General features: G+C 62.2%; 11 protein-coding genes. 6 read left to right on the plus strand and 5 right to left on the minus strand.

Annotation, left to right across the window (positions count from 1 at the left end; translation table 11 throughout):
- Window positions 1–13: 13 nt before the first annotated feature.
- Window positions 14–1,024 (plus strand): 4-hydroxy-3-methylbut-2-enyl diphosphate reductase, encoded by a 1,011-nt coding sequence (locus RG2_RS20010; protein ID WP_033234497.1) that lies wholly within the window; start codon window positions 14–16, stop codon window positions 1,022–1,024.
- Window positions 1,025–1,090: 66 nt separating this feature from the next.
- Here the strand turns inward: RG2_RS20010 and RG2_RS20015 are convergent, their stop codons facing one another.
- Window positions 1,091–2,104, minus strand: a complete 1,014-nt coding sequence (locus RG2_RS20015) for a DUF6542 domain-containing protein (protein ID WP_033234496.1) — start codon at window positions 2,102–2,104, stop codon at window positions 1,091–1,093.
- A 94-nt stretch (window positions 2,105–2,198) separates the two neighbouring features.
- Here RG2_RS20015 and RG2_RS20020 point away from each other — a divergent pair, with 94 nt between their 5' ends.
- Complete coding sequence (locus RG2_RS20020) at window positions 2,199–3,374, plus strand: exonuclease SbcCD subunit D (RefSeq protein ID WP_033234495.1); 1,176 nt, start codon at window positions 2,199–2,201, stop codon at window positions 3,372–3,374.
- The gene (locus RG2_RS20025) at window positions 3,371–6,349 is read left to right on the plus strand and encodes an AAA family ATPase (protein ID WP_033234494.1); all 2,979 of its coding nucleotides are present in this window, start codon (window positions 3,371–3,373) and stop codon (window positions 6,347–6,349) included. The genes RG2_RS20020 and RG2_RS20025 overlap by 4 nt, the downstream gene beginning before the upstream one ends.
- Here the strand turns inward: RG2_RS20025 and RG2_RS20030 are convergent, their stop codons facing one another.
- Entirely contained in the window at window positions 6,350–7,546 is a 1,197-nt protein-coding gene (locus tag RG2_RS20030; RefSeq protein ID WP_033234493.1) for an AI-2E family transporter, read from the minus strand. It abuts the gene before it with no gap.
- 156 nt (window positions 7,547–7,702) lie between these two features.
- Here RG2_RS20030 and RG2_RS20035 point away from each other — a divergent pair, with 156 nt between their 5' ends.
- The gene (locus RG2_RS20035) at window positions 7,703–8,107 is read left to right on the plus strand and encodes a hypothetical protein (RefSeq protein ID WP_033234492.1); all 405 of its coding nucleotides are present in this window, start codon (window positions 7,703–7,705) and stop codon (window positions 8,105–8,107) included.
- A gap of 7 nt (window positions 8,108–8,114) precedes the next feature.
- Here the strand turns inward: RG2_RS20035 and RG2_RS20040 are convergent, their stop codons facing one another.
- The 3 genes from RG2_RS20040 to RG2_RS20050 form a co-directional block, all read right to left on the minus strand.
- The gene (locus RG2_RS20040) at window positions 8,115–8,309 is read right to left on the minus strand and encodes a YbdD/YjiX family protein (RefSeq protein WP_033234491.1); all 195 of its coding nucleotides are present in this window, start codon (window positions 8,307–8,309) and stop codon (window positions 8,115–8,117) included.
- A gap of 2 nt (window positions 8,310–8,311) precedes the next feature.
- Entirely contained in the window at window positions 8,312–10,594 is a 2,283-nt protein-coding gene (locus RG2_RS20045; RefSeq protein ID WP_033234490.1) for a carbon starvation CstA family protein, read from the minus strand.
- Window positions 10,595–10,696: 102 nt separating this feature from the next.
- Window positions 10,697–12,274 (minus strand): FMN-binding glutamate synthase family protein, encoded by a 1,578-nt coding sequence (locus RG2_RS20050; protein ID WP_033234612.1) that lies wholly within the window; start codon window positions 12,272–12,274, stop codon window positions 10,697–10,699.
- A 92-nt stretch (window positions 12,275–12,366) separates the two neighbouring features.
- On the opposite strand from RG2_RS20050, the gene RG2_RS20055 reads away from it, so the two are divergent.
- Both RG2_RS20055 and ychF read left to right on the plus strand, forming a co-directional pair.
- On the plus strand, window positions 12,367–12,810 hold the full coding sequence (locus RG2_RS20055; protein ID WP_033234489.1) for a CD225/dispanin family protein: 444 nt from the start codon (window positions 12,367–12,369) through the stop codon (window positions 12,808–12,810).
- A gap of 70 nt (window positions 12,811–12,880) precedes the next feature.
- The gene (ychF, locus tag RG2_RS20060) at window positions 12,881–13,960 is read left to right on the plus strand and encodes a redox-regulated ATPase YchF (RefSeq protein WP_033234488.1); all 1,080 of its coding nucleotides are present in this window, start codon (window positions 12,881–12,883) and stop codon (window positions 13,958–13,960) included.
- Window positions 13,961–13,989: the final 29 nt, after the last annotated feature.

Genomic DNA, 13,989 nt, shown 5'->3' on the forward strand with positions numbered 1-13,989 from the left:
GTAGGCTGGTGCCATGTCTTCGGCTGTTCCTCTCAATCTCGGTATCGCGCACTCCGCGGATTCGGCGTCCATTCGCAAGGGCACAGGCAAGCGGGTACTTCTCGCTGAGCCACGCGGCTACTGCGCCGGCGTCGACCGGGCGGTGGAGACCGTCGAAAAGGCGCTGGAAAAGCATGGCGCGCCCATCTACGTGCGCAAGGAAATTGTTCACAACCGTCACGTCGTCGAGACGTTGGAAGATCAGGGAGTGATCTTCGTCGACGAAACCGACGAGGTTCCCGAGGGTTCCCTTCTGGTCTTCTCCGCGCACGGCGTTTCACCGGCCGTCCACGAATCGGCTGCCGAACGCAATCTGCGCACCATCGACGCGACGTGCCCACTGGTCACCAAGGTGCACCAGGAAGCAAAGCGGTTTGCACGAGACGACTACGACATCCTGCTCATCGGCCACGAAGGCCATGAGGAAGTCGAAGGCACCGCAGGTGAGGCACCCAACCACGTCACGATCGTCGACGGCCCCGACTCTGTGGATGCGGTCACTGTCCGCGACGAGAACAAAGTGATCTGGCTGTCGCAGACCACGTTGAGCGTCGACGAGACGATGCAGACTGTCGCTCGTCTGCGAGATCGCTTCCCGAATCTGCAGGATCCGCCGTCCGACGACATTTGCTACGCGACGCAGAACCGTCAGGTCGCGGTCAAGGCCATGGCGCCCGAATGCGATCTGGTGATCGTGGTCGGCTCGCGCAACTCCTCGAACTCGGTTCGGTTGGTCGAGGTCGCACTCGGTGCGGGCGCCCGGGCGTCGTACCTGGTCGACTATGCCCGTGAAGTTGATCTGAGCTGGCTCGAGGGCGTCGAGACGGTCGGAATCACGTCCGGCGCTTCCGTCCCGGAGGTGCTGGTTCGCGGAGTGATCGACCTGCTGGCAGATCATGGTTTCAAGGATGTGCAGTCGGTGACCACAGCCAACGAGACGCTGGTGTTTGCGCTCCCGCGCGAGCTGCGAGCAGCTCGCACCTAGTAGTCGCTACGAAAAACCCCGAACCAGCACACACAGGTTCGGGGTTTTTCGTTTGGTACAAGTGCGTCAGGTCGGCGTTTCGTCGCGGTCGCGGTAACGCACGCGCGGAGCCGGGTAGGCCGGCAGGTCCGCGCCCGCTGGGCGCCGACGCGGGGGGAGCGGCACGTCGTCGGCCCCGCCCGAGGCAAAGAACGGTTCCATGCGTTCTTCGGAGGGGCGACCGGCTTCAGTGGTACGACGCTCTCCATACGACGGGTACTCGCGGCGCTCGCCGTACGAAGGGGAGTCGCTCCGCTCGCTGACCGGTTGGTTGCGTCGCGGCGGTTGGTAGCGATCGTGGTCTGGTTGGTAGCGATCGTGGTCGACGGGAGTGGAGCTACGACGCGGTGGTGTGCGATCAGGCGCGGCAGCCGGGCGGTACGACGGCCGCTCGTTGTAGACGGGACGTTCGCTGTACGCCGGGCGATCGGCCTCGCGTCGCCGGGGTTGCGGCGGGATCAGGTCCGTTGCCTCTGCGGCATCCGGTCGGCTCGGTTCCGGCCGACGGCGACGACGTTGCGCAGAATCGTCGCCCGTACTACGTGAGCTCTTGGCCGGCGGCGTGTCGCGCCGGGTTCGGGTGGATCGAACCGGACCCGTCGGACGCTGCTGCAGCAGGAAGTAACGCAGGCAGCCGATAATCAGGACCACGATGCTGGTAGCCAGCATGACGGGGAAGCGGTCTACCAGCGGGTATGCGATGTTGATGGCAATGTCGCGGAGTGAAGTGCTGTTTTCCTTGCCGATCAGGGTCTGAGCAACCGGTACCGCGACCAGAAGCAGGAGCGGGGGCTGCGCCATCGCCGTGAACAGTGACTTGTTTGCGGCGGCAACCACGGCGAACAGGCAACCGAGGAAGTAGAACGTCGAGAAGACGGAGGTCAGCTCGCCGCCACCGCCGGATGCATCGATCAGGACACCGATCGAAGTGACTCCGGCAGCGAGCAGAATGACTCCCCACCAGGGCAGGCCGGGGACTGTGACGACCAGAGATCGTTTGTCCAGCGGTACCCCGGAGCGAGCACGTTGGGTTGCAGACACACATTGACATTAGCCGCTTTCTCGGTGTGAGCAGTGTTTGTGCCGGTCGTGGCTTCGGGTTTATCTGTCGGTGGGGTCCTCTACCGTCACTGGAATGAAGATCCTGCACACGTCTGATTGGCACATAGGTCGCACTTTCCATGGTGTGGACTTGTTGGCCGATCAGGCGAGTGTGTTGAACACCATTGCGGCTCTGGTCCGTGAGCACGGCGTGGACGTCGTGGTTGTTCCGGGGGATATCTACGATCGCTCCATTCCCAGTTCCGACGCGGTCACGGTGTGCAATCGAGGGTTCGAGGCCATTCGTGATGCCGGGGCGATCATCGTCGCCACGTCCGGCAATCATGATTCGGCCGTGCGCTTGGGTGCCGGTGCGTCGTTTGCCGCGGCCGGCGGGCTGCATCTGATCACTCGAGTTGGTCAGGTCGATTCACCGGTTGTGGTCGAGGACGAGTTCGGCCCCGTGGTGTTCTACGGAATTCCGTATCTCGAACCGGAGATTACGAGAGTCGAGTTGGATGTGCCCCGTGCGCGTAGCCACTCGGACGTTCTCGGGGCCGCTATGGCCCGGGTGCGGGCAGACCTGACGGGTCGGCAAGAGAGCGACCCGAAAACCCGGTCGGTGCTTTTGGCACATGCCTTTGTAGTCGGCGGCGAGGCGACGGGTGAGGAGCGTTCCATTTCTGTGGGTGGCGTCGAGACGGTGTCGGCAGCGGAGTTCGACGGTGTCGATTACGTCGCGTTGGGCCATCTCCATTCGCCGCAGACGTTGTCGGAGCGGGTCTGGTATTCAGGTTCGCCGTTGCCGTACTCGTTCGGTGAGCGCAGCCATAGGAAAGCGGCGTTGTTGGTTGAACTCGACGGCAGCGGCCTCGTCTCGACGTCGCGTCTCGATCTTCCGATTGTTCGGGGATTGCGACAGTTGACGGGCACCCTCGAGGTGTTGCTGAGCTCGTCGGATTACGACGATGCCGAGGATTGTTACGTCTCGGCGCTGCTTACCGATCAGGTTCGCCCGATCGATGCGATGCGCGCGTTGCACACGAGGTTCCCGTTTGCCGTCCATCTCGAATGGCAGCGGCCAGAAGGTAATTCGGAACTCAAATACCGCGACGCAGTGCGTGGTCGAGACGATATCGAAATCGCCCGGGGGTTTGTTTCCGCGGTCCGCAGCGAGCCTACCGAGGGCGAAATCTCTCTGATGGAAGCTGCACTCGGTTCGGCTGATCGAGCCGACGAAGCCACAGCTGAACTGGGCGTGAGCGCGTGAGACTTCATACGCTCGAGGTCAGGGCCTTCGGCCCGTTCGCTGACACCGTCACGGTCGATTTCGACAGGCTGGGGGCCGACGGACTTTTCCTGTTGCACGGTGATACCGGTGCGGGCAAAACCACTGTCCTCGACGCCGTGGCCTTTGCGTTGTACGGCCGCGTGCCCGGTGCTCGAAACGAGGGCAAGCGGTTGCTGTCCGATCATGCTCCGGTCGGGTCCGTACCGCAGGTGACGCTCGAAGCGACGATCAGCGGTCGACGCCTCAAACTTGTTCGTAGTCCTGAGTTTTCGCGTCCGAAAAAACGTGGATCCGGTTCGATCGTCGAGAATGCCAAGGCGACACTGACGTGGCTTGACGGCCGTGGCGAGAACCTCTCGCGAATTCCGGATATCGGCGACGAGATCAACCGACTGATGGGAATGAGTGCCGATCAGTTCTTCCAGGTTGTTCTGCTCCCGCAAGGGGAGTTCGCCAAATTCCTTCGAGCCGAGAACGAGGAGCGCGGCAAGCTGCTCGAGCGACTGTTCGACACCAAGAAATTTGTGTCGGTCGAGGCGTGGTTCGACGAGAAGAAGAAAGTCAGTGCCAGCGCTCTCGCCGACAAAGAGCAGGCCGTGCAGGTCCTACTTGCGCGCGTCGAGACTGCGGCGGGTTTGGAAGTGGGAGCGGAAGCGCATCCGCTCGAATGGTCGCGCAAGTTGCTCGCGGAGGCGCAAGACGGCCGCGATCTGGCAAACGGAGTACTCGAGAAGTCCAAAGCTGCTGCAGCGGAGGCAAACCGAATTCTCGGGGTTGCCGAGCGTACTGCGGATTTGGTGCGTCGTCGAGACCGTGCGCGCGCAGAGATCATTGCACTGGACGAGGGGTCGGCAGACCTGGCGGTCATTGCAGACGAGTTGGCTACAGCCACACGGGCGCAACCGGTTTCGGTAATCTCTCAGGATTCGGATTCGGCGCAGCGGGCAGTGGCGTCGGCACTCGCCCAGGCTGAGAAGGCGGTGACGCTCTACTCCGAGCACGGCGGTCCCGACATCTTCGGTGGGGGAGGGTGGCCGGCGCGAGACGGTGAACGCGGCGAGGTCTTGGCCCAGGTCCGAGACTGGCGAGACGAGATCGTGCGACTGGATTCGGTGGCCGAGCAGGCGCGGATTGCGGATGCGGCGGAGTCGGAGATCGGCACACTGTCGGCGCGGCACGCCAAGATGATCGCCCGCACCGAGGATATCGCCCGCCAGCGCGCGCAGCTGCCGGAACAATTGAGCTCTGCCGCATCGGAACTCGCCGATGCGCAGCGCTGCGAAGCGTCGTTGCCGGGTCTTCGAGCTGCCTATGCAGCAGCGGCAGACAGTGCTTCGGCTGCGCGCGACATCGTTGGTGTGCGGGCAAGGGCCGAGGCAATGCGCGCCACAGTGCTTGATGCGCGGGACGCCCATCAAGCGGCGCGCGGTCGCTGGCTTGATCGCGTGCAAACGCGTATCGAGGGAATGGCGGCGGAACTGGCCGGTTCACTGAAACCGGGTGACGCGTGCCAGGTGTGTGGTTCTCCGGAGCATCCCGCTCTGGCGCAGCCCGGAACCGACACCGTGACCGAGGCCGACGTCGAGAAAGCCGCAGTTCTCGAACGCGCCGCAGAAGGTGCTTTGACTGTCGTTCTCAAGCAGGAGAGCGCTCTGGCGTTGGAGATCGAGCGTTTGATCGCCCGCGGCGGCGATGGTGATGTCACGGAACTCGAGGCAGTGCGAGAGCGGGCACAAGCGGCGCTCGAGAGTGCAACATCCACGGCGCGTCGGGCAGCCGATTTGGCTGCAAAGGCAGCGGAACTCAGTGGCCGCGACAACACACTCGAGCAGGAGTCCGCAGCGTTGGCCACGGAGGCGGCCACAGTCATCGAGCGCATCTCGGCTCTGACGCTGCGAGCACAGGAGATTCGTGCCGCGATTGTCTCTGCGGCGGGCGAGGATTCGAGCATCTCGGCCAGGCGGGCCCGGTTCGAGACCTGGGCAACCGCAGCTATGACGGCTTCGGAAGCCCGCGACGACGCGGCCAGAGCACAGGCTCGAGCTGCCGAGTTGTCGGCCAAACTGGTTGATGCAGCACTCTCCGCTGGTTTCGAGTCGGCTCCGGCCGCGCTGGCAGCTGTTCGGACGCCGGCACGCGTCGCGGCTCTAGAGGCTGAGGTTGCCCGGGCACGTGATCGCAGAGTAGCCGCGAGGTCAGTTCTCGACGACCCAGATGTTGCTGCAACGGCTGATGTTGCGACTGTGGACGTGGATGGACCGGCGCTGGTTTCGCGTGAATGTGCGGCGGCGGTCAACGAGGCTGTGGCAGCGGCGTCCTTGGCCGAGAATCGGGTTTCGGACCTCGAGCGGCTTAACAGCCAACTCGAGAATGCCTACGAGGCAATCGCACCCCAGCGTGCGCGCCACGACGAGTTGGCGGCGCTGGCAGACGTGATCGCGGGCAAGGGGCAGAACAGCCGCAAGATGTCATTGCGGTCGTATGTGTTGGCGTCGCGGCTCGAGGAAGTTGCACTGTCCGCGTCGGTTCGGTTGCGTCGAATGTCCGGTGGACGATACGAATTCGTTCACAGTGACGAAGCCGGATCCCGTGGTCGCCGCGGTGGGCTCGGGCTTGATATCCGTGACGATTTCACGGGCGTCGTGCGGTCGGCAAAAACGCTGTCGGGCGGTGAGTCCTTCTTGGCGTCGCTGTCTTTGGCATTGGGGCTTGCCGATGTTGTTGCGGCTGAATCCGGTGGCGTTGTGCTGGACACCATGTTCATCGACGAGGGATTCGGAACGCTCGATGCAGACACACTCGACTCGGTGATGGGTGTACTGGACGAACTTCGCGACGGTGGACGTGTTGTCGGGATAGTCAGTCACGTCGACGAAATGCGACAGCGAATCCCGAGTCGCCTGCACGTCATTCGGGGACGTGCAGGCTCCTCGGTAGAATTGATTGCCGGCTGATCAGGCCTTCTGGTCTCCGGCGGTGTTTGCACCGTTCTCGGGCTGCTCGACCAGGTCGGCCGCGTCGCCCTTCGGCATAGGTTCGTTGTCGGTTGCGCGTTCGTCGATCTGCTCGCCGATGTAGCGGATGACGACGGCGGCGACAGCGGCCACGGGGACTGCGAGGAATGCGCCGATGATGCCGTAGAGGGAGCTACCCGCCGCGACGGCGAGAAGCACGATAACGGCATGGAGCTTCATCGACTTGCTTTGCAGGACAGGCTGAAGGACGTTTCCTTCGATTTGCTGCACCAGCAGGATGATGATCAACACGATGATCGCCGTGGTCAGGCCGTTGGCTACCAACGCAACCAACACCGCAAGGGCGCCGGCAACAAATGCGCCCACAATCGGAATGAAGCCACCGATGAAGGTGAGAATCGCGAGCACAGGTGCCAGAGGGACGCCGAGGATCAACAGTCCGGCGCCGATGAACACTGCGTCGATCAGACTCACCAGAGCCTGGGTGCGGATGAACCCACCAAGGGTGTCCCACATGCGCGTCAGAACTTCTTCGAGGTGCCGTCCGGCCTTTCCGCCGCCCACCGCGTGGAGCCACGGGATGAACCGCGGGCCGTCCTTGATGAAGAAGAACGACAGGACCAGAACGAGGCCAAGGGTGACGAGAAGGGAACCAGCGGTACTCACGCCACTGAAAACGCCTGAGGCGATAGCGGTTCCACTTTCCTGAACCTTGGCGACAACTGAATGGATGGCGTTGTCGATCTGATCGTCTTGCAAGTTCAGCGGCGGTCCTTGGAGCCAGTCCTGAACTTGGTTGATGCCCTCGGTTGTCTTGTTCGCGAGTTCAGGGGCCTGCCCGACTACCGACGGGATGATCCCGGCGATCACACCGGCGAGCACTCCGATCGACAGGAGCAGGGTGATGCCGGCAGCGGCTGCCGGCGGTAATCCGCGTTTGACCATTTCGCGAGTTGGCGGCCACATGACAGTCGCAAGGACAATCGCCAGAGCCACGGGCAGCACGATTACCCACAGCTTTTCGACGAGCCAGCCGAAAATCAATGCGCCGATCGAAATGGATGCCAGCACCAACGACCATTTGGCGAGCCAAAGGCCGCCCTGTCCGATGATCTCGCCGCGGTCGCGTGTACGCGCGGGAGCCGGCCCAGCTACCTCGTTGCCTTGCTCGCTCACTGATCGTCCTTTCGGTCGGCGTGGGGTTCTCCCCGCCGATGTAATTGACGTGGTTTCGCTTGCCTGATCGTAACGCTGTCCGATTTGGTGCAGTACGCGCGACGCTAACGGTTGATCGGTATCTGGCGGCGTCGGTGCGCGGCTACCATTTCCGTTATGAGAATTGCAGCAGCAGTTGTGGCAGCAACAATCGTCGTTCTGGGTCTCACCGCGTGCAGCGAGGAACAGACGAACGATGCACAGGACAAGGTCAACAGCGCGATCACCAGTGGGCAGCAGGCTTTCGAGACTGCAAAAGAGTCAGCGGGCAATGCCATCGATCAGGGAAAATCTGCCCTGTTCGTGGCAACGTTCCGCGGTGCGTACGCGCCGTTGGCGGCTGATCGTGATGACGCGGACATCGAGAAGATCCTGACGACAACGTGTGACGAAGTCGCGAAGGGCACCGACGAGGCAGAAGTGAAGGCAGAGATCATCACTCTGGCGGAAAACAACGGAACTGTTCCGACTCAGGAGCAGGCCGACCACATTTACTCTCTGGCCAAGGCAGCCTGCCCCTGATCGTCAGTCAGCAGCAGCGGGCACCAGGATTGCTGTCCGCTGCTGCGTGACGTCGACGCCAGAACTCACGCTCGCTCAGAAGCGGCGCATCGGTGTGGTTCCGCCGTGTGTGTTCGACGTACCGGGCGTAGTCCAGATCGCCCATCACCGAACGGATCCACCACAGGATGCCGCGCAGGGTTGTTGCGACGTGTGCAGTCATGATCAGTGCCCACCCGCATGTGCGGCGCCGGGTGCGCGAACCTTACCCGCCTTGATGAGCTCGTCCCATTCCTTCTGAACTTCCTTTTCTGCCGGTGTCGGGATGAAGCTCGCGGGACCGAAGATCTTCGACGGTTCCTCGGGGGATTCGGTTGTGGGTAGTCCACCGGCCCTGATTGCCTTGATGCACACGATGATTCCGGCAATCACCACGACGATGACGAGTGACGCGAAGATGATCGACAACGTGCCCTGAATGAACGTGTTGCGAATGACGGCGTCGATTGCTTCGGGAGTCTTCGCGGAGCCGTGCGACGTCTCGCCGGCGGCTTTTGCGTCCTTGAACACGTTGTGCTGAGCCCAGTATCCGATTGCCGGATTGTCGGAGAAGATCTTCTGCCACGACGCCGTCATGGTGACGATCAAGTCCCACACCAACGGAACTCCGGGGATCCAGGCCCACTTGAACAGTCCCTTTTTCATCACGATCGTCATGACCACTGTCAGTGCGATGGCTGCGAGTAGCTGATTGGCGATTCCGAACAGGGGGAAGAGCGTGTTGATGCCGCCGAGTGGATCGGTGACGCCCATCAGCAGGATTGCGCCCCAAGCCGCAACAACGATCAGCGAGCAGAGCCATGCACCGATGCGCCACGACGGATCCTTGAACTTCTTTGCGGGACCGCCGAAGTTACCCAGTGAGTCCGAGAGCATGAACCGCGCAACTCGGGTGCCGGCGTCGATGGTCGTGAGAATGAAGAGCGCCTCGAACATGATCGCGAAGTGATACCAGAACGATTTCAGTGAGTCACCACCGAACACGTCGCTGAGGACTTCGGACATGCCGAACGCCAGCGTCGGAGCGCCGCCCGTTCTCGAGATGATCGATTCCTCTCCGACGGCCTCAGCTGCCTGAGACAGGACGTCGGGGGAGATGGGAGCGATTCCGAGGGGCAGGTTGTTGACGTATTCTGCTGCGGTTTCCGGTGTTCCGCCGGTCAGTGCGGCGGGAGCGTTGAGCGCGAAGTACAGGTGCTGATCGAGGATGCAGGCGGTAACCAGGGCCATGATGGCGACAAACGATTCGGTCAGCATGCCGCCGTAGCCGATCATCCTGGTCTGGCTTTCCTTCTCCAGCAGCTTCGGTGTGGTTCCCGACGCGATCAGTGCGTGGAACCCCGAGAGTGCGCCGCAGGCGATGGTGATGAACAGGAACGGGAACAGCGCGCCGGCAAAGGCAGGGCCCTCTCCGTTGGAAGCGAATGGCGTAACGGCAGGCATGTTCAGTGCTGGTCGCGCAACCAGAATTCCGATGGCCAGCAGGGCAATTGTGCCGACCTTCATGAACGTCGACAGGTAGTCGCGGGGTGCGAGGAGAAGCCACACGGGCAGGACAGAGGCGGCAAATCCGTACGCGATCATCAGCCACGCGATGGTGACCTTGGACAGCGTGAACCAGTCTGCGCCCCAACCGGTATCGGCGACCCAGCCGCCGGAGACGATGGCCAGCAGCAGCAGGACCACGCCGATCAGCGACACCTCGGAGACCTTGCCGGGGCGAAGGTAACGCAGGTAGACGCCCATGAACAGTGCGATGGGGATGGTCATCGCGATAGAGAAGACGCCCCAGGGACTTTCGGCGAGCGCGTTGACAACCACAAGTCCGAGAACGGCGATGAGGATGATCATGATGACAAAAACGCCGATCAGTGCCGCGACGCCGCCGACGAGGCCGAGTTCTTCACGAGCCATCTGACCGAGGCTGCGGCCGCGTCGTTTGGACGAGATCCACAGAACCAGGAAATCCTGTACGGCACCGGCAAAGACGACTCCGATGATGATCCACAGAGTGCCTGGCAGATAACCCATTTGCGCGGCCAGGACCGGACCGACCAGTGGGCCGGCGCCCGCGATGGCTGCGAAGTGGTGACCGAAGAGAACCCGTCGATCCGTCGGCATGTAGTCCGCGCCGTTTTCCATGATTTCGGCAGGGGTGGCGACGTCGTCGCGTGGTTTGACGATTTTGCGTTCGATCAACCGCGCGTAGAACCGATAGGCGATCAGGTAGGTGCAGATTGCGGCCAACACGAACCAGACGGCGCTGATGTGTTCGTTTCGCACTATCGCGATCATGTACCAGGCGAGGCCGCCTACCAGTCCGATGACCAGGAACACGAAGCGCGCAGTCGGTGAGATGGGGGTGCGGTCCACCACGCCGACGGGTGGCAGGTCAGGGTCTGTTTTCAGGTACTCGACATTCGGTTCCGGCGCCGTCGTCAGGCTCATCGTCGAACTCCGTCCACTAGTTCAGATGTGGCCGCCGTCACAGCGGGCCATCTGTCACTGTAGGACTAGAAGAGTGAATCCGCGCGGCACCTGGCCGGTATTTCAGAATCGATGGGCGTCGGCGTCGATCCAGTCGGTGAGCCAGCTTTGTGGCGGGGAGTCGAGGAGTTCGCCAGGCATGAGCCAGTCGAAGAGATCGGCATACGTCCGGGTTGTGAGGCCGTCGATCCGGCGGTTGAGCATCGCCGGTTCCAACTGATCGAAGGAGTCGATACCCATCGACGCGATCATCTGTTGCGCGCTTGCGACGGTTGCCTTCTGGAATCGATACACGCGTTCGCTCTTGTCGGGGATGTCGAGGGCGCGGGTGCGGGCCGGGTCTTGAGTCGCAACGCCGACGGGACAGCGGTTGGTGTGGCACATCTGGGCCTGAATACAGCCAACGGCAAACATCATGGCGCGGGCGGCCATCGTGAAATCGGCTCCCTGAATGATGCGTTTGACGATGTCGGAGCCGCTGGCAACCTTGCCGGACGCGCCGACCTTCACGAGACCCCGTAATCCCGTCCCCACCAACGCATTGTGGACCAACATCAATCCCTCGGTCAGCGGCATACCCATGTGGTCCTCGAACTCGACCGGACCTGCTCCGGTTCCGCCCTCGGAACCGTCGACGATGATGAAGTCGGGCGTGACGCCGCGCTCGATCATCGCCTTGCAGATGCCGAGGAACTCACGACGCGAGCCCACACAGAGTTTCAGTCCGACCGGCTTGCCGCCGGACAATGTCCGCAGAGTGTGAACGAAGTCGACCAGTTCGACAGGGGTACTGAATGTGGTGTGCGCAGGCGGCGATATGACGGTCTGGCCGACGGGAACGCCTCGGGTGTCGGCGATTTCGGGGGTGACCTTGACTCCGGGAAGTACCCCACCCAATCCGGGCTTGGCGCCCTGCGAGAGCTTGATCGAGATGGCCTTCACCTGGTCAAGAGCCGCACGCTCGGCAAAGCGGTCCGGATCAAATTGCCCGTCAGCGGTTCGGCATCCGAAGTATCCCGACGCGATTTCCCAGATCAGATCGCCGCCGTGTTTGCGGTGATACGGACTGATGGCTCCTTCGCCGGTGTCGTGGGCAAATCCGCCCTTCGCGGCGCCGGCGTTGAGTGCCTCGATTGCGTTGGCGGACAACGACCCGAAGCTCATCGCGGAGACGTTCAGAAGAGCGATGTCGTACGGTTTGGTGCAATCGCGTCCGCCGAGACGCACTCGCGGAATAGTGTCGGGGGCCTTGCGGGCCCGGATCGAATGTGTCATGAACTCGTAGCCGATTGCATTGACGTCGCGCTCGGTCCCGAACGGTTCCTCGGCCAGAGTGCCTTTGGCGCGTTCGTAGACCAGATCGCGTGTCTCGCGATCGAATGGCGTTCCATCGGTGGATGATTCGACGAAGTACTGCTGAATCTCCGGTCGAATCTTTTCGAGCAGAAAGCGGGCGTGTCCGATGACGGGATAGTTGCGCAGAATGCTGTGCCGCCGTTGACTCAGGTCGTACGTGCCCACCACTGCCAGAGCGAGCGCGACGACAGCGATCACCCACCACCCCGGGACGACGACGCTCGCAAGCGTCGCGGCTCCGAGGCCAACTATCCATATGGCGAGCACGATCAGCATCCGGGTCACACCGCGAGCGTAGGCGCTCACTACGACACGGCAACGCCTGCTTCCGTTAGGTTCTGCAGTAGAGGAACTTAAACCGAATTTTTGGGGGAACGATGACCGAACCGCAGGAACCTAAACCGACTTACGGCGAGACACCGAGTTACGACCAATCGGGCAACGCCGGCCAGCAGTATCAGCAGTACCCGACCGAGCAGTATCCGTCAGGTCAGCAGTACGGCACGCCGCAGCAGTACGCCGCCCCGCAGTCCTACGCGCAGCCTCAATACGGTCCGCCGAAATCGAATGCAGGTTGGGCCGTCGCCGCGATCATCTTCTTCTGGCCCGTCGCGTTTGCCGCGTTCAATCATCTGCACGATATCTACCCGAAGTGGGCGATGGGCGATCACCAGGGCGCGCAGTACGCGTCAGAGCGGGTGAAGAAGCTCGGCCAGATCGCGCTCTTGATTGCCGTCATCGGATGGATTCTGCTGATCGCGTTCTACGTCATCTTCCTGGTCGCGGTCGTGGCGTCCGTCGACAACTACAACTACAACTGATCACCTGCGGCGACGTGACGGTGGGGCGAGTACCCGTCGCGTCGCCGCGAGGCCGTAGAATCCACAGACCGTGAGCCTTACCCTCGGAATCGTCGGACTGCCCAACGTCGGCAAGTCCACCCTTTTCAATGCACTGACCAACAACGACGTGTTGGCTGCGAACTACCCGTTCGCGACCATCGAACCCAACGTCGGCCTGGTCGAGCTGCCCGATCCGCGGCTGCAGAAGCTCGCCGAGATCTTCGGCTCCGAGCGCATCCTTCCCGCGACCGTGTCGTTCGTCGACATCGCCGGAATCGTGAAGGGCGCCTCCGAGGGCGCAGGCCTTGGAAACAAGTTCCTCGCCAACATTCGTGAAGCTGACGCAATCTGCCAGGTAGTGCGCGTCTTCGCCGACGACGACGTCATCCACGTCGACGGCAAGGTCGACCCGGCCTCCGATATCGAGGTCATCGAGACCGAGCTCGTGATCGCAGACATGCAGACGCTCGAGAAGGCTCTCCCGCGTCTGGACAAGGAAGCTCGCAAGAACAAGGAGCTCAAGCCTGCCCACGACGAGGCACTCAAGGCTCAGGCCTTCCTCAACGAGGGCACGACGCTCTTCAGCGTCAAGGACAAGCTCGACTTCTCGCTGCTGCGTGAACTGAGCCTGCTCACCACCAAGCCCTTCCTGTACGTCTTCAACGCCGACGAGTCTGTGCTCACTGACGCAGCGAAGGTCGAAGAACTGCGCGCATCCGTCGCTCCGGCCGACGCCGTGTTCCTCGACGCGAAGGTCGAGCAGGAACTCCTCGAGCTGGACGAGGAAGACCGCCAGGAAATGCTCGACTCGATCGGTCAGACCGAGCCCGGCCTGCACGCTCTCGCACGCACCGGCTTCCACACCCTCGGGCTGCAGACCTACCTGACGGCCGGTCCGAAGGAAGCGCGCGCCTGGACCATCCACAAGGGCGATACCGCGCCCCAGGCTGCCGGCGTCATTCACACCGACTTCGAGCGAGGCTTCATCAAGGCTGAAATCGTGTCCTTCGACGACCTCGTCGAGGCCGGTTCCATGGCCGCAGCCAAGGCTGCCGGCAAGGTACGCATGGAGGGTAAGGACTACATCATGGCCGACGGTGATGTGGTGGAGTTCCGCTTCAACGTCTAAATCCTCTGTACTGTCGCAGGGCGATTATG

Origin of the sequence: Rhodococcus globerulus NBRC 14531, assembly GCF_001894805.1 — a bacterium.
Lineage (GTDB): Bacteria > Actinomycetota > Actinomycetes > Mycobacteriales > Mycobacteriaceae > Rhodococcus_F > Rhodococcus_F globerula.

Excerpts from the sequence above, each read along its gene's own strand:
- RG2_RS20040 (WP_033234491.1), bottom strand. The coding sequence starts at position 8,309 with ATGACTGCACACGTCGCAACAACCCTGCGCGGCATCCTGTGGTGGATC.
- RG2_RS20055 (WP_033234489.1), top strand. The coding sequence starts at position 12,367 with ATGACCGAACCGCAGGAACCTAAACCGACTTACGGCGAGACACCGAGT.
- RG2_RS20045 (WP_033234490.1), bottom strand. The coding sequence starts at position 10,594 with ATGAGCCTGACGACGGCGCCGGAACCGAATGTCGAGTACCTGAAAACA.
- RG2_RS20010 (WP_033234497.1), top strand. The coding sequence starts at position 14 with ATGTCTTCGGCTGTTCCTCTCAATCTCGGTATCGCGCACTCCGCGGAT.
- RG2_RS20020 (WP_033234495.1), top strand. The coding sequence starts at position 2,199 with ATGAAGATCCTGCACACGTCTGATTGGCACATAGGTCGCACTTTCCAT.
- RG2_RS20035 (WP_033234492.1), top strand. The coding sequence starts at position 7,703 with ATGAGAATTGCAGCAGCAGTTGTGGCAGCAACAATCGTCGTTCTGGGT.